Source organism: Pseudomonas sp. 2,4-D (assembly GCF_030418155.1).
GTDB lineage: Bacteria > Pseudomonadota > Gammaproteobacteria > Pseudomonadales > Pseudomonadaceae > Aquipseudomonas > Aquipseudomonas alloputida.
The window spans coordinates 144,154-158,061 of sequence record NZ_JAUHUI010000008.1 but is presented as its reverse complement, the minus strand read 5'-3'; the positions used below and the strand labels follow the sequence as shown (position 1 = coordinate 158,061).

Below are 13,908 nucleotides of genomic sequence, written 5' to 3'. Positions count from 1 at the left end.
ACAGGGCTGCGCGGAACCTGTAGGAGCGGGTTCACCCGCGAAGAGGCCGCCTCAGGAAATAGAAACGCCCCGGCGAGCCGGGGCGTTCTGGGAATCACACGGCGTTCAGTGATTTCAGCTTAGCGAATACCCGACTGACGCAGCGCCGCTGGCTGGAAATCGGCCTTGCTGGCACTGAAGCCGAAGTCGTAGGCACGTTTCTCTTCGTTCTTCATCCCAAGGGCCAGGTACCGACCGGACTGCAGGTCGTAGATGGCTTCCAGGGTGTACCAAGGCACTTCCATGTTGTAATAAGGCTGAGCATGGGCCTCGGACACGCGCCACAGTTGGCCGCGGCCGTCGTACTGGTCGATCACTGCGGCCTGCCAGGTGTCTTCGTCGATGTAGAAATCACGCTTGGCGTAGATGTGCCGCTGGCCTGGCTTCAGGGTTGCAACCACGTGCCAGACGCGGCGCAGCTCGTAACGGGACAGGTCCTGGTTGATGTGCCCGGCCTTGATGATGTCGGCGTACTTCAGCTTGGGGTCATCCAGCTTGAAGGCGTTGGAGGCGATGTACAGTTCCTTCTTGCCTTCCAGCTTCCAGTCGTAGCGGTCTGGCGCACCGTTGAACATGTCCAGGTTGTCCGACGTACGCAGGCCGTCGGCGGCGGTACCCGGGCCGTCGTACGACACTTGCGGTGCCTGGCGCACACGGCGTTGGCCGGCGTTGTAGATCCACGCCTTGCGCGGCTCCTTCACCTGGTCGAGGGTTTCGTGCACCAGCAGCACGGTCCCGGCCAGGCGCGCTGGCGCGGTCACTTCCTGCTTGAAGTAGAACAGGATGTTGCCTGGGTTGTTCGGGTCGTAGTCCTTCATCTTGTCGCGGAAGACGAACTGGTCGGAGAAGTATACGGGGTTGAACGAGCCATTCTGCTGCGGCGTGGCCTGGGTCACCAGGCGGCTGACACTGCCGCCGCGGTAGCGGGTGATGTGGTTCCAGATCACCTCAAGGCCGCTTTTCGGGATAGGGAACGGCACCGCCGTGCGGAAGTTGCTCAGGCCGTTGCCGCCTTCCACCAGGGTGGTTTTGGTGGCGTTTTCCTTGATGGCAGCAAACACATCGGCCGGGACGGTTGCGCCGCGATGGGTCTTGAACACCGGGATCTTGTAGGTGTTCGGGTAGCGTTTGAACATGGCCAATTGGCCGGGCGAGAGCTTGTCCTTGTACTGGTCGGCATTCTGCGCCGTGATGGTGAACAGCGGTTTTTCACTGCCGTACGGGTCGGACAGGAAGCCCTTGCCGTCGACGCTGCCTGCGGTCTTCGAAAGCGGCTCCCACGGGCCGATGGAGCCGTCGGCGTTGCCGGCCTTCTCGGCACCCATCGGGGTCAGGGTGCTGCCCAGCTTGGCCGCCTCATCGGCGGATACCGCAGCCATGACGCTGGTCGCCAGCAGGGACAGGCCCAGTACACCGGCTTGCAGCAGACTTCTGGTCTTGTTCATGTCGTGTCGTCCTGGATCTGTATGCTTAGAAGTTCACGCCGAAGCTGAGGGCGACGAAGTCGCGGTCATCCACGGTGCTGTACTTGCCGTCGAAGAAGTTGGTATACGACAGGCTCGCCGTATAGGTGTTCTGGTACTCGGCGTCCAGGCCCAGGCTGACAGCCTTGCGGCCTTCCTCGAAGTTGGCGCCAGGGCCAGGCGAATAGCCGGACACATCATGCGACCAGGCCACGCTCGGCTTCAGGTTGATACCCGCGAAAACGTCGTTGTAGTCCCAGATGACACGGCCGCGGTAACCCCAGGAAGTGCTGGTGGTGTAGCCGTCGTTCTCGCATTTACGGTTCAGGTTGGTGGTGGATGCCCCCGCACCAGCGCCAGCGATGGTGCTGCCGTTGAGCGCCTGGCAGGTATCGGCGCCACCGGTGGATGGCAACGGACCTGGGCCGAACACCGGGTCGCGACCGTAGCGGGTATCGTGGGCATTCTCCAGGCCGCCGACATGGGTAACACCCACTTCACCGACTACAGTCATCCGGCTGGCACCCATCACCTGGTCGAAGAAATGGGTCAGGGTGGTCTGGAACTGGGTGATCTCCTTACGGCGATACCCATGCAGGTCTTGCCCCGGAGTACCGGTCAGCAACGATGCGTTGCTCAACGCGCCGCCAATGGGACGGACACCGGCGAACAGGATATCCGTGGTATTGAGCTGCACTGGCGCATTGGGGCGGTAGCTGACTTCGCCGCTCCAGGCGGTGCCAGTGGGTAACGTGGTGGAGAAACTCAAGCCATAAAGGCGGATGTCCTCGGGGTATTCCACAAAGTACTCGGAATTACCCGCCACGATCAGAGGCGCCAATGCACGCAGCTGCGCAGGCAGGGCACTCAGCCCGGCGAACACGGACGGCGGGGCCCCTGTGGCACTGAAGATGGGTGCACGGCTATGGTAATTCATGAAGTAGGCGCCGAACTCCGTGTCCAACGGCTCGAACATATAGCGCATGGCCACACCGAACTGGCCGCTGTCACGCGCATCGCGGTCGGCACCACGGCGCACCATCACACCCTCTTCGTTGATGTTCACGCCCCGCGTGGCAAGGAACTGCTGCGCAGCGCCCGGCACCGTGCGGCTGCTATTGAGCACGCGCAAGTTGTCGGTACAGCCGTCGGCAATGATGTCCGGCTGGGAGAAGAAGGTGCCGCAGTTGTCGACGACCGTCTGGTCCCATTCGAGCTGGTAGAAGGCCTCGGCCGACAGGTTGTCGGTCAGGCTCTGCGAGATGTAGAACATGTTGACCGGAATCAGGCCTTCCTTGATCTCGGCCCCGGGACGGCGGAACGCCGACACGTCGATGGGGTTGATCGAGTTGATGCCGCCGCCGATGAAGGTACTTTCGCCCCAGCTCACTACCTGCTTGCCAAAACGCACCGAGCCAGGCTGATCGCCGATGGAGTAGTTGTGGTAGACAAAGGCGTCGAGCAGCTCGGCGCCGGACGACTTGGCGCCTTCCTTGCGGTTGGAGTCGCTGATGTCCTTGAACTCGCGGTTTTCGTCCTTCAGTTCGAAGTCGTACCAGTACTTGCCGCGCACGAACACACCGGTGTCGCCGTACTTGAGCTCCAGGTCATGAATGCCCTTGAAGATCTTGGAGAAGGTTTCGCCCTTCTTGAAGTTCAGGTGGCCATCGTCGGATGTCTGTGACAGGCCCTTGCCGCCGTTGTTCACCCCTATCAGGTTCTTGTTGGGGTTGGCCGTCGACCAGCTGGCGCCGATGGAGAGCGACGAGTCGAACTGGCCTTCGATTTCACCAATGTTGAAACTGACAGCGAAAGCAGGACTTGCGAGCGTGGAAGCAAGGCTGACGGCCAAGGGCAGCTTGGCCCGGCGCCAGAACAGGTTTGCAGATTTCATCGACGCTACTCCATGTACTTTTTTGTTATGGCAGTGAGTCCTTTCAAGAACGGCCCGAGCGACCGGATTGCAGGCTTGCACCTGCGGCGACACAGCTTGCGCATGTCGCCCTCCCCCATTCCTGAAAATCCCCTGGCCCCGACTATAGCCAGCAGGCACAGGCGCTTGATCCCTCTAAAGTGTGATTTGCGCTCCATGCCACCAACTCGCTGCAGTTTTGCTTCGGTTGCGGGCTGGTAGTGCTCAAGGATGGCGCATTTCTGTCGTTTGGCAAGGCGGCGGGCTCTCTAGCATGCGGGTCAGGCTCTGACGTGCGCGACCCGCACAATGGTTACAACGTGGAAAGGAACGCGCTGTTGCTGGCCTGCCACTGGACGATGTCCTGGCGGATGCGTTTCTTGTCGAGCTTGCCGACACTGGTCTTGGGAATTTCAGTAACAACGGCGATCTGGCTAGGAATCGCCCACTTGTTGATATGACCTTGCTCGACGAATGGCTTGAGGTGTTCCTTCAGCGCCTTGGCGTCGATATCGTGGCCGTCACGTACCACCAGCAGGGCAAACGGGCGCTCACCCCACTGCGGGTCGGCCACCCCCACCACCGCCACTTCGCGCACAGCCGGGTGGCGGCTGATCAGGTCTTCCAGGTCGAGCGAGGAAACCCACTCGCCACCGGTCTTGATCACATCCTTGATGCGGTCGCGGATGTCGATGTAGCCCATGCCGTCGAGGGTGGCGACGTCACCGGTGTGCAGCCAGCCGCCCTGCCACAGCTCCTCGCTCTTCTCCGGTTCCTTGAAGTAGCCCATGGTCAGCCACGGCGCACGCAGTACCAGCTCGCCCTGGGTTTCACCATCAGCGGGCAGGAAGTTGCCTTTGCCGTCGACGATGGCCGCTTCGACCAACGGCACCGGCACACCGGCCTTGATACGGTAAGTGACGCGCTCATCCTCGCTGCCGACCTGCAGTTCATCGTTCAGGTGTGCCGCGGAGATAAGCGGGCAGGTTTCCGACATGCCATACGCGGCGGTCAGCTGGATGCCGCGCGCCAGGGCGGCCTGGTACAGCGAACGGTTGAGCGAGCTGCCGCCGATGATGATCTTCCAGCCGCCGAAGTCCTGCCCCTGGGCGTTCGGGCAGTTGAGCAGCATCTGCAGGATGGTCGGTACGCAGTGGGAGAAGGTGACCTTCTCTTCACGCCAAAGCTTGACCAGCATGTCCGGCTCGTAGCGCCCCGGGTACACCTGCTTCATGCCGAGCATGGTGGCAGCGTAGGGGATGCCCCAGGCATGTACGTGAAACATCGGGGTGATGGGCATGTACACGTCGTTGCTGCCCAGCAGGCGCACGCTGTCGATACTGCCGGTGACCGAGGCCTCGGCCAGGGTGTGCAGCACCAGCTGGCGGTGACTGAAATACACGCCCTTGGGGTTACCGGTGGTGCCAGTGGTGTAGAAGGTAGTGGCCACCGAGTTCTCGTCGAAATCCGGGAAGTCGTAGCGCGGGCTGGCAGCAGCCAGCAGCTGCTCATACTCGCCGACCAGACCGGGCAGTTCGGCAGTCTTGTCCGGGCCATCGGTCAGCAGCAGGGTCTTGTCGACAGTGGTCAGCTGCCCGGCGATGGCCTGGTACAGGCCGACGAAGTCGCTGTTGACCAGCACCACGCGGTCTTCGGCATGGTTCATGGTGTAGAGGATCTGCTCGGGCGACAGGCGCACGTTGATGGTGTGCACTACAGCGCCGATCATCGGGATGGCAAACATGCATTCCAGGTAGCGATGGCTGTCCCAGTCCATCACCGCCACGGTGTCACCGGCCTTGACCCCGGCCTCCGTCAGCACATTGGCCAGGCGGGCAATGCGCTCGTTGAGCTGTGGATACGTCAGCCGCATCTGGTCGCGGTAGACGATTTCCCGGGTCTTTTCATAGCGGCTGCCGGACATCAGCAGGCGCTTGATCAGCAATGGATAGGCATAGGCGCCCTCGGCGGGCTTGATGATGCGTGTCTGCAACATGGGGATCCCTTTTCTGAAAAGCGGGCCGGACAAGTCTGGGTTTACTGTAGTTCGCCAATGTGACGGCCAAATCAGCCGAAGGAATGATTTGCGCGGCAAAGGTATGAGTGGCGGGCGTTGACGGGCAGCAAGGTTGAGCTAGACACTGCGGCGGCGGCTTCAGGTTTGCGCCGAAGCCGAGGGCCTCTTCGCCGGCAAGCCCGCTCCTGCAAGGTTTGTGGGGGCGAGCATGCCCGCAAATGGCCACAACGCCCTTATCCCTCCCTGCCACCGGAGATCTTCATGCCCAGCCCGCGTCGCGCCGTGTTTCTCGATCACCAGTCCCTGGACCTTGGCGACCTCGACCTTTCGCCCCTGAAGCAGCAGTTCGACCAGTTCGAACTGTTCGCCACCACCCGCCCGGAACAGGTCGCGGAACGCTTGCAGGGCGCCGTGGCAGTGGTCAGCAACAAGGTCATGCTCGACGCCGCAGCCCTGGCCGCCAACCCGCAATTGAAGCTGATCCTGGTGGCCGCCACCGGCACCAACAATGTCGACCTGGCCGCCGCCCGCGCCCAGGGCATCACCGTGTGCAACTGCCAGGGCTACGGCACGCCGTCTGTCGCCCAGCATACCCTGGCCCTGCTGTTGGCCCTGGCCACTCGGCTGTGCGACTACAACCAGGCGGTGGCCGATGGCCAGTGGGCCAAGGCCAGCCAGTTCTGCCTGCTGGACTTTCCTATCGTCGAACTGGAGGGCAAAACCCTCGGCCTGCTCGGCCACGGCGAACTGGGCGGCGCAGTGGCGAGGCTGGCCGAAGCCTTCGGTATGCGTGTACTGAGCGGGCAGATCCCTGGCCGCCCGGAGCGCGCCGATCGGCTGCCGCTGGACGAGCTGCTGCCGCAAGTCGATGCACTGACCCTGCACTGCCCGCTGAACGAGCACACCCGGCATATGCTCGGTGCCCGCGAACTGGCCCTGCTCAAGCCCAACGCGCTGGTGGTCAACACCGCCCGTGGCGGCCTGATCGACGAACAGGCGTTGGCCGACGCCCTGCGCGGTGGTCACTTGGGCGGCGCGGCCACCGACGTGCTGAGCGTGGAGCCGCCGGTCAACGGCAACCCGCTGCTGGAGCCCGGCATCCCGCGCCTGATCATCACCCCGCACAGCGCCTGGGGTGCCGTGGAGTCGCGCCAGCGCATCGTCGGCCAGCTCAGCGAGAACGCCCAGGCCTTCTTCGCCGGGCAGCCACGCCGCGTGGTCAGCTGAGCCAGGCGCCCGCCTCTGCTACACTGCGCCACTTTTTTCCAGGAGACGTCGTCCATGGACCCGCGCAGTGAAGTATTGCTCCGTCAGGCAGAGCTGTTTCAGGGGCCGCTGCTGATCGCCGGCGCCCCCGCCGACGACCTGCTCGGCCAGTTGCCTCAGGCCCAGGCCTGGACCTGGCATGCCGGCGATCAGGCCATGCTCGAAAGCCGCTTCGCAGGCCGCAGCCATTACGGCGTCGAGGCTCCTGAAGCAGCATTCGACAGCGCCGTGCTGTTCCTGCCCAAATCCCGCGATCTGGCCGCCTATCTGCTCAACGCCCTGGCATCGCGCCTGGCTGGCCGCGAGCTGTACCTGGTCGGCGAGAAGCGCGGCGGCATCGAGGGCGCGGCCAAGCAGCTGCAGGCCTTTGGCAAGCCACGCAAACTCGATAGCGCCCGGCACTGCCAGCTGTGGCAAGTGACCATCGACCAGGCACCGCAGGCAAAACCGCTGGAAAGCCTGGCCGAGCGCTTCGAGCTGGCCCTCGAAGACGGCCCGTTGCAGGTGGTCAGCCTGCCCGGGGTATTCAGCCATGGCCGACTCGACCGAGGTACCGCCCTGCTCCTGAAGCATCTTGACGGCCTGCCCGGTGGCCACATGCTGGACTTTGGCTGCGGTGCCGGGGTGCTGGGTGCCACGCTCAAACGCCGTTACCCACAAAGCCGGGTAACCTTGCTGGACGTGGATGCCTTCGCCGTGGCAGCCAGCCGCCTGACGCTGGCTGCCAACGGCCTGGAAGGCGAAGTGATCAGCGGCGATGGCATCGACGCCGCCCCTACCGAACTGAGCCTTATCCTGAGCAACCCGCCATTCCACACCGGCGTTCATACCAACTATCAGGCTTCAGAAAACTTGCTGAAAAAATCGGCCGTTCATCTTCGAAAAGGTGGCGAAATGCGCTTGGTCGCCAACAGTTTCCTGCGCTACCAGCCACTGATCGAAGGGGCGTTGGGCAACTGCCAGGTACGTGACGAGGCCGACGGTTTCCGCATCTACCAGGCAACTCGCGGATAAAAAACAGCGCTTGCCGAAAACGTTTTGCCTAGGCAGAATCCGCACCGTCCTAGGGGAGTAGTCTCCCGCGAGCACCCAGCTCGCCCGGTACGCGTCAACATACTTGGTCCACAGACCATGGCGCGTGCGACCCACCATGCACGCCTGCATGGCGAGATCCGCATAGACGGATCGAGGGTTTGACAAGACCTATGACACGCACACCTTACCCGGGGCGGGGAGGCTGTACGTGTCATAGCCGTGTCGACCCGCCCCCGTAGGAATCCTGATGCTGGAATCACTGCTGGTCCCCACCGCTATCGTTGCCCTGGCCGAGATCGGCGACAAGACGCAACTGCTCGCACTCATTCTCGCTGCTCGCTTCCGCAAACCCTGGCCGATCATCGCCGGCATCATCGCCGCCACCCTGGCCAACCATGCCGCAGCCGGTGCGGTGGGGGCGTGGGTCGGCAGCTTCTTCAGCGATTCGGCACTGCACTGGATCCTGGCCGCGAGCTTTACCGCCACCGCACTGTGGACCCTGGTACCGGACAAGATGGATGACGACGAGAACCCGGCTCGCCGTTTCGGGCCATTCCTGACAACACTGATTGCGTTCTTCCTGGCCGAAATCGGTGACAAGACCCAGGTCGCCACCGTGATGCTGGCTGCGCAGTATCCACACCTGATCATGGTCATTGTCGGCACTACCCTGGGTATGCTGATTGCCAACGTGCCGGTGGTACTGGCGGGTAACTTCGCGGCTGACAAACTGCCGTTGACGTTGATTCGCCGCCTGGCGGCTACGGCGTTCTTCGTGCTGGCGATCGTGGCCGTCTATTCGGCAATGAAGGCCAGTGGCTGGATTGGGTAAAGGGAAAACCGGGGCTGCCATGCAGCCCCAGGATTCAGGCATTTACTGCTTGGCGGCAGCCTGATAAAGCGGCATCACCTTCGGAATCGCCGCCTGCAGCGAAGCAATACGGCTCGCGGACGCCGGGTGAGTACTCATGAACTCAGGCGGTGCACCTTCGGAAGCCTTGCTCATCTTGTTCCACAGGGTGATCGCGGCATTCGGGTCGTAGCCGGCACGGGCCGACAGCTCCAGGCCAATCAGGTCGGCCTCGTTTTCGTTGGCCCGGCTGTTGGGCAAGGTCATGGCGTAGTTCACCACCGTGTCGGCCATGGCCATGCTGCTCTGGCCGAGGCCAAAGATGGCACCGGCACCCTGGCGAGCCATTTCCACACCGTATGCCTTGGACATGGCCTCGCGGCTATGCTCGCGCAAAGCGTGGGCAATTTCGTGCCCAACCACTGCGGCAATTTCCGCATCGGTGAGCTTGAGCTGATCGATCAGCCCGGTGTAGACGATGATCTTGCCGCCCGGGCCGCAGTTGGCGTTCAGTTCGTCACTCTTGATCACGTTGACTTGCCAGTCCCACTGCGCGGCATCCGGGCGGAATTTGGGTGCCTGGGCGATCAGGCGGTTGGCAATGGCCTGCACACGCTTGGCATCGGCGCTGGACTTGTCGAGCACACCCTTGCTCGACGCCTCACCCAGGGTCTGCTGATACGACTGCGCGTACATCTGGTTGACCTCATCGGTCGAGAGCATGCTGAACATGTACTGCTGGCGCTCGACGCCAACAGCACCGCCGCTGGTGGTATTCACCGCCTGGCAGCCGGCCAGCAGGATGCCAGCACTCAGCAGGCTGATGACAAAAGACTTACGCATGAAAACACTCCCTATCCACATGCGCCGTATCCTAGGCCGAGTCGCCAATGGCTGCCATAGCCGCAGGGAAGATTTTCGTCGCCTGTACCGGCCTCTTCGCGGGCAAGCCCGCTCCTACAGGGGTAACACGATCGTGGGTAGGAGCGGGCTTGCCCGCGAAAGGGCCGGTACAGGCACCCCATCAAGCCGGGGTAAGACACTCCGGCGCATCCAGCTTCGGGTCATTGACGAAATTGGCCAAGGCCCGTTCACGCAACGTCGCAGGTGGGCTGGCCAGCAGCTCGTGCAAGCGGGTAATCGGCGTGTCCGGGTCAAGCCAGGCCGCCTGCCCCGCTTCGTCGAGGATGAGCGGCCGACGCTGATTCATGGCCGCCTGAGTCACCACCGCGCAACTCAGCCAAACCTGGTCCTGCACCGGGTAGGCCTCCCACACCGCCGCAAAGTACAGCGACGCGCCCTCCCCCGGGGTCAACCAGAACGGGCGTTTGCGCACGCTGCCACGCCATTCGTAAAAGCCGTTGGCCGGCATCAGGCAGCGGCGCTGACGAAATGCATCGCGAAACATCGGCTGTTCGGCCAGCGTTTCGGCGCGGGCATGGGCAGGGGTGCGGGACAGGTCGGTGAGCCAGGCCGGGGTCAACCCCCAGCGCGCCTTGGCCAGTTGCTGCTGGCCATCAAGCTGACGCTGGATCAGCACCGACGCCCCAGGCGATATATTCCATTGGGCCGGCTGGCCGACGGGAAAGCCCGGCAGACTGGCAAGGGCCTGGGGCCAGCGAAACAGGGCATAACGTCCACACATGGGCGAATTCAGAACCTAGCAGATCAAGGTACCGGGGACATTCTCCGGTTCGTCGCCAACCAGTGGCTGGGCATCATTGTACGCATCGATCAGCAGCCGTGCGCATTCGGCCTGCTCATCAGCCGCGACGAGCCCCAGCAGGCCCTGCAAGGGCAGCTCGCCGGCGGCACCGAGCAGGTCGCGGCCTACCACGTGTACATCGATCCCCTCACTGGCAAGCATGCCCACCAGCATTTGCGCCTCGAGCAGGCTTTCCGGTTCGTAGATGCGCTGCATCAGGTGTCGTCCTCGCGGCGGACTTCAAGCATCCATTCGTCACCATGCACCTGCAGAATGCACACCACAGGCTGGCAGCACACCTGGCAATCCTCGGTATAAACCTGGTCGCCCGCAGACAGATCGACGGTAGTTTCCACACGTTCGCCACAATAAGGGCAATCATAGAAGTCGGTTTCCAGCATCGCGGCCTCCGCAGTGACTTATGCGTATAATTGCCGGTCTGTTTACAGGGTCTGTGTGCGTCCGAGCCGTTTTTCGGAGCCCGTCCCTACCTTATTACCCTAGCCGTTTCCAACAAGAGAGCATGATGGGCGAATTCGATGCCATCCGACCGTACGACGACGCTGAGGTCCCTGCCGTTCTGGCACGCCTGCTCAGCGACCCGGCATTCCTCGATATCCTCACTCACTTCCGCTTTCCGCGTGCGGCCGGTGCTCTCGGCTGGTTGCTCAAGCCCTTGATCGCACGCCGCCTGCGCAAGGAATTCGCCGGCGTTACCTGTGTCTCGACCCTGCAGGACAAAGTCGAGTACTACGTCGACCAGACCATCGATCGCGCCACCGACGGCGTCACCTACTCGGGTGTGGAACAGCTCAAGGCCGGCACCGCCTACCTGTTCCTGGCCAACCACCGTGATATCGTCATGGACCCGGCCTTCGTCAACTATGCCGTGTACCACGCCGGCCTGCCCACGCCGCGCATCGCCATTGGCGACAACTTGCTGCAAAAGCCCTTTGTCAGCGACATGATGCGCCTGAACAAAAGCTTCATCGTGCACCGTTCGATCAGCGGGCGGCGCGAAAAACTGGCTGCTTACCAACTGCTGTCGGCTTACATCAACCACTCGATCCGCAACGATGCCACCTCGATCTGGATCGCCCAGGCCGAAGGTCGGGCCAAGGACGGTGACGACCGTACCGACTCGGCGATCCTCAAAATGTTCCACATGAGCCGCAAGGACGAACCGTTCGGTGCAGTGATCCAGAGCCTGAACCTGACCCCGGTGTCGATCAGCTACGAATACGACCCGTGCGACCAGGCCAAGGCCCGCGAGCTGTACATCCGCGCCACAACCGGCACCTACAAGAAGGCGCCGGGCGAAGATGACAACAGCATTGCCAAAGGCATTACCGGCTACAAGGGCCGAGTCCACATCAACTTCGCGCCGCCGGTAACCGAGTACCACGAAGACACAAAACAGCTGGCGGCAGAGATCGACCGGCAGATTCTGGGGGGCTACCGACTGTTCCCGGTGCATTACCTGGCGTATGCGATGTGGGAGGGCAAGGACGAAGCCCTGCAGGTGCCAAGCGCCGAGAAGGTGTTCCCGGCGGATGAGCTGGCCAAGGCCAAGGAAGAATGGCAACGGCGTCTGGATGCCTGCCCGCAAGAGCAGCGGCCGTACCTGGTGTTGCAGTATGCGACGCCAGTGCGCAACCAGTATCAGGTCAGGCAGCAGGCACCTGTAGCCTGATCAGGTTTGGGGCTGCGTTGCAGCCCCGATGGTGCTCAGATCCAGGTGCTGAACCAGGACAGCAGCAGCGCCATCGCCAGGCACGAAAAGCCCAGGATGTAGAAGTATTTCGGCACCCGAAGTTCGAAAGCGTCCACTACCCCCTCGTCTACGGCCATGTACTCGCGGGTTTCGGCCTCGCGCCGCCGCGCACTGTGCAGCAGCAAACCGCCCGGGCAGGTCAGCAGCAGCGCCAGCAGGTTGATCAGCTTGGTGGGATGGGCGGCCAGGAACCCCCAGAGCACTTGCAAGGACATCACGCAACCTCGGTGTGAGCAGTGGCAAAGGCCAGCATTCTACCCAAGTCGCACCGTGGCGCCCGGCCTTGGCGACAAACTGTCATTAAATTTCATCTGTCATCCGCTCGTCATCCATACAGGCGACCCTGTCGACCTTTTGATGACCCGGAGCTTTTTCATGTTGCACGCCGAAAACCAGGACCGCCTCTACCTCGTTGCCCAGAGCGATGAACAACAGGCGCTGATCGATGGTTTTGCCATCAATGTGCAGGACCGCCAGTGGCTGGTCTACTGTGCGCTTGGCGGACATGTGCATGAGGACTTGCCTGAAGTGGATGCCGGCACCGGGTTCAGCTTGCTGGATTTCCACATAGAAGCTGCATAAATCTGTGCCGGCCAGACAACAAAAAACCCGCTGCCTGTCACTCTGGCAGCGGGTTTTCTTGCACAACCTGAAGCTTACTGACCCAGCACCTGCCCAATGCTCGGGTCCTTGAACAGGCGGGTCAGGGCATCGCTCAGCACATCACCCACCAGCTGGGTGTTGGTGTCCTGATTCGGCGCCATGCCGAAACGCTGGTCCAGCGAAGCGCCATAACGGCCGCTGTAACGGCGGCCGCCATTGATCACATCAGCGCGGAAGGTGGCGCCGATGGTGGCCTCGGTCACGTAAAGGTTGTCTTTCGGCGACTGGTACTTCAGCTCGGCCAGGGTCACGGTCAGCTGCGGTGCATTGCCGGCGTTCGGGGTCGGGGTGAAGCCGAGCAGGCGCACAGCAGCTTCAGCCTGAGCCTGCAGCTTGGGCACCACGTCATTACCGCTGACGCTGATGGTGCTGGTCTCGGGGTACATGCCACCGCGGGTACCCAGGGACTGCGAAGGCCGGCCATCAACTACCCGGACCACCACCGGCTGGCCATGACCGACCGGGGCCAGCTGGGCTTTGAGCGTGGGTTGCGGGTTGAGTTGTTGCGGACTGTGGGCACAACCGACCAGGCTAAGGCTGGCCACGGCGATCAAACCGAACAACAGACGTTGCAACATGCGCGTTTCTCCAGAAAATGCGGCAAAGGCCCACAGTATACCTAGCCAGGCACAGACCAGTCATCGGCCCGGCCCGCTTGTCACAATCGTTTCATCGCCACACCCTTATCCTTGCGCCAAGCCCTAACGCAAAGGACTCGCCGCCATGACCTCGCTCTGGACTCAGCTCTTCCAACGGCCGCGCTACAACGCTTATGCCCGCCTTGACGCTGATGGCAAATGCCTGGCGTTCAAGCAATGCAGCCAGGCACCAAGCGGCATCGACTGGGTGCAGATCAGCGAAATTCAGCTGGCCTGGCTGGGGCGCGAGCTGCCCATCGAAGCCCGGGTTTGCGCCCGCGCAAACCGCCGTTGGCACCAGCGCCTCCTCGCTGCCTGACAAACGCTGCAATAAAAACCACGAATGGCGACATTTCTGCCCGCGACATCGCTATAATCTCCCCCCGATTATAAGGACGTCTCCTGATCGGGCCCCGCATTCGCCGATTGACCCCGGCAACTTCACCGCTTCGCCCACAGAGAGCCTTCCACTCAGGTCTTGCATCGGCTGTCGTGCCTGCTTTTTCCGGCCCTTCACACTGCATGAACCTGCGGGTTGCCATCGCG

The 13,908-nt window shown here is 62.3% G+C and carries 15 protein-coding genes and 1 riboswitch; of the genes, 6 read left to right on the top strand and 9 right to left on the bottom strand.

Annotation, left to right across the window (positions count from 1 at the left end; translation table 11 throughout):
• Window positions 1-119: 119 nt before the first annotated feature.
• The 3 genes from QYE47_RS09025 to QYE47_RS09015 all read right to left on the bottom strand — a co-directional run bounded on the left by QYE47_RS09025 (window position 120) and on the right by QYE47_RS09015 (window position 5,410).
• Window positions 120-1,484, bottom strand: a complete 1,365-nt coding sequence (locus QYE47_RS09025) for a DUF1329 domain-containing protein (protein WP_014589690.1) — start codon at window positions 1,482-1,484, stop codon at window positions 120-122.
• A gap of 25 nt (window positions 1,485-1,509) precedes the next feature.
• Window positions 1,510-3,396, bottom strand: a complete 1,887-nt coding sequence (locus QYE47_RS09020) for a DUF1302 domain-containing protein (RefSeq protein ID WP_014589689.1) — start codon at window positions 3,394-3,396, stop codon at window positions 1,510-1,512.
• 331 nt (window positions 3,397-3,727) lie between these two features.
• On the bottom strand, window positions 3,728-5,410 hold the full coding sequence (locus QYE47_RS09015; protein WP_070383450.1) for a fatty acid--CoA ligase: 1,683 nt from the start codon (window positions 5,408-5,410) through the stop codon (window positions 3,728-3,730).
• A gap of 282 nt (window positions 5,411-5,692) precedes the next feature.
• Between QYE47_RS09015 and QYE47_RS09010 the strand changes: the two genes are divergently transcribed.
• The 3 genes from QYE47_RS09010 (at window position 5,693) to QYE47_RS09000 (ending at window position 8,564) form a co-directional block, all read left to right on the top strand.
• The gene (locus QYE47_RS09010) at window positions 5,693-6,658 is read left to right on the top strand and encodes a 2-hydroxyacid dehydrogenase (RefSeq protein ID WP_014589687.1); all 966 of its coding nucleotides are present in this window, start codon (window positions 5,693-5,695) and stop codon (window positions 6,656-6,658) included.
• Between the two features lie 54 nt (window positions 6,659-6,712).
• Window positions 6,713-7,711, top strand: a complete 999-nt coding sequence (locus QYE47_RS09005; protein ID WP_014589686.1) for a class I SAM-dependent methyltransferase — start codon at window positions 6,713-6,715, stop codon at window positions 7,709-7,711.
• Window positions 7,712-7,751: 40 nt separating this feature from the next.
• Window positions 7,752-7,891: riboswitch (yybP-ykoY riboswitch) on the top strand.
• Window positions 7,892-7,979: 88 nt separating this feature from the next.
• Window positions 7,980-8,564 (top strand): TMEM165/GDT1 family protein, encoded by a 585-nt coding sequence (locus QYE47_RS09000; protein WP_014589685.1) that lies wholly within the window; start codon window positions 7,980-7,982, stop codon window positions 8,562-8,564.
• Between the two features lie 42 nt (window positions 8,565-8,606).
• Here QYE47_RS09000 and QYE47_RS08995 read toward each other — a convergent pair whose 3' ends face one another.
• The 4 genes from QYE47_RS08995 to QYE47_RS08980 form a co-directional block, all read right to left on the bottom strand.
• Complete coding sequence (locus tag QYE47_RS08995) at window positions 8,607-9,425, bottom strand: M48 family metallopeptidase (protein WP_014589684.1); 819 nt, start codon at window positions 9,423-9,425, stop codon at window positions 8,607-8,609.
• 181 nt (window positions 9,426-9,606) lie between these two features.
• Entirely contained in the window at window positions 9,607-10,227 is a 621-nt protein-coding gene (locus tag QYE47_RS08990; protein ID WP_010952000.1) for an SOS response-associated peptidase, read from the bottom strand.
• A 15-nt stretch (window positions 10,228-10,242) separates the two neighbouring features.
• On the bottom strand, window positions 10,243-10,503 hold the full coding sequence (locus QYE47_RS08985) for a DUF2007 domain-containing protein (protein ID WP_014589683.1): 261 nt from the start codon (window positions 10,501-10,503) through the stop codon (window positions 10,243-10,245).
• Window positions 10,503-10,688, bottom strand: coding sequence for a CPXCG motif-containing cysteine-rich protein (locus tag QYE47_RS08980; protein ID WP_010951999.1), 186 nt, complete (start codon window positions 10,686-10,688; stop codon window positions 10,503-10,505). Before QYE47_RS08980 ends, QYE47_RS08985 begins: the two co-directional genes overlap by 1 nt.
• 122 nt (window positions 10,689-10,810) lie before the next feature.
• Between QYE47_RS08980 and QYE47_RS08975 the strand changes: the two genes are divergently transcribed.
• Entirely contained in the window at window positions 10,811-11,980 is a 1,170-nt protein-coding gene (locus QYE47_RS08975; protein ID WP_014589682.1) for a 1-acyl-sn-glycerol-3-phosphate acyltransferase, read from the top strand.
• 35 nt (window positions 11,981-12,015) lie between these two features.
• Here QYE47_RS08975 and QYE47_RS08970 read toward each other — a convergent pair whose 3' ends face one another.
• Complete coding sequence (locus QYE47_RS08970; RefSeq protein WP_014589681.1) at window positions 12,016-12,276, bottom strand: hypothetical protein; 261 nt, start codon at window positions 12,274-12,276, stop codon at window positions 12,016-12,018.
• 160 nt (window positions 12,277-12,436) lie between these two features.
• On the opposite strand from QYE47_RS08970, the gene QYE47_RS08965 reads away from it, so the two are divergent.
• Window positions 12,437-12,643 carry a hypothetical protein gene (locus QYE47_RS08965; RefSeq protein WP_003247353.1) on the top strand — a complete coding sequence of 69 codons (207 nt, stop codon included), beginning with the start codon at window positions 12,437-12,439 and terminating at the stop codon, window positions 12,641-12,643.
• A gap of 74 nt (window positions 12,644-12,717) precedes the next feature.
• On the opposite strand, the gene QYE47_RS08960 is transcribed toward QYE47_RS08965, so the two are convergent.
• A complete protein-coding gene (locus QYE47_RS08960) occupies window positions 12,718-13,302 on the bottom strand; it encodes a YajG family lipoprotein (protein WP_070383449.1) in 585 nt (194 codons plus the stop codon).
• 145 nt (window positions 13,303-13,447) lie between these two features.
• On the opposite strand from QYE47_RS08960, the gene QYE47_RS08955 reads away from it, so the two are divergent.
• Entirely contained in the window at window positions 13,448-13,681 is a 234-nt protein-coding gene (locus tag QYE47_RS08955) for a hypothetical protein (protein WP_014589680.1), read from the top strand.
• The last annotated feature ends 227 nt before the right edge of the window (window positions 13,682-13,908 follow it).

Bases quoted from the DNA above. Each gene is read 5' to 3' on its own strand.
- QYE47_RS09025 (WP_014589690.1), bottom strand. From the start codon at position 1,484: ATGAACAAGACCAGAAGTCTGCTGCAAGCCGGTGTACTGGGCCTGTCC.
- QYE47_RS09020 (WP_014589689.1), bottom strand. From the start codon at position 3,396: ATGAAATCTGCAAACCTGTTCTGGCGCCGGGCCAAGCTGCCCTTGGCC.
- QYE47_RS09015 (WP_070383450.1), bottom strand. From the start codon at position 5,410: ATGTTGCAGACACGCATCATCAAGCCCGCCGAGGGCGCCTATGCCTAT.
- QYE47_RS09010 (WP_014589687.1), top strand. From the start codon at position 5,693: ATGCCCAGCCCGCGTCGCGCCGTGTTTCTCGATCACCAGTCCCTGGAC.
- QYE47_RS09005 (WP_014589686.1), top strand. From the start codon at position 6,713: ATGGACCCGCGCAGTGAAGTATTGCTCCGTCAGGCAGAGCTGTTTCAG.
- QYE47_RS09000 (WP_014589685.1), top strand. From the start codon at position 7,980: ATGCTGGAATCACTGCTGGTCCCCACCGCTATCGTTGCCCTGGCCGAG.
- QYE47_RS08995 (WP_014589684.1), bottom strand. From the start codon at position 9,425: ATGCGTAAGTCTTTTGTCATCAGCCTGCTGAGTGCTGGCATCCTGCTG.
- QYE47_RS08990 (WP_010952000.1), bottom strand. From the start codon at position 10,227: ATGTGTGGACGTTATGCCCTGTTTCGCTGGCCCCAGGCCCTTGCCAGT.
- QYE47_RS08985 (WP_014589683.1), bottom strand. From the start codon at position 10,503: ATGCAGCGCATCTACGAACCGGAAAGCCTGCTCGAGGCGCAAATGCTG.
- QYE47_RS08980 (WP_010951999.1), bottom strand. From the start codon at position 10,688: ATGCTGGAAACCGACTTCTATGATTGCCCTTATTGTGGCGAACGTGTG.
- QYE47_RS08975 (WP_014589682.1), top strand. From the start codon at position 10,811: ATGATGGGCGAATTCGATGCCATCCGACCGTACGACGACGCTGAGGTC.
- QYE47_RS08970 (WP_014589681.1), bottom strand. From the start codon at position 12,276: ATGTCCTTGCAAGTGCTCTGGGGGTTCCTGGCCGCCCATCCCACCAAG.
- QYE47_RS08965 (WP_003247353.1), top strand. From the start codon at position 12,437: ATGTTGCACGCCGAAAACCAGGACCGCCTCTACCTCGTTGCCCAGAGC.
- QYE47_RS08960 (WP_070383449.1), bottom strand. From the start codon at position 13,302: ATGTTGCAACGTCTGTTGTTCGGTTTGATCGCCGTGGCCAGCCTTAGC.
- QYE47_RS08955 (WP_014589680.1), top strand. From the start codon at position 13,448: ATGACCTCGCTCTGGACTCAGCTCTTCCAACGGCCGCGCTACAACGCT.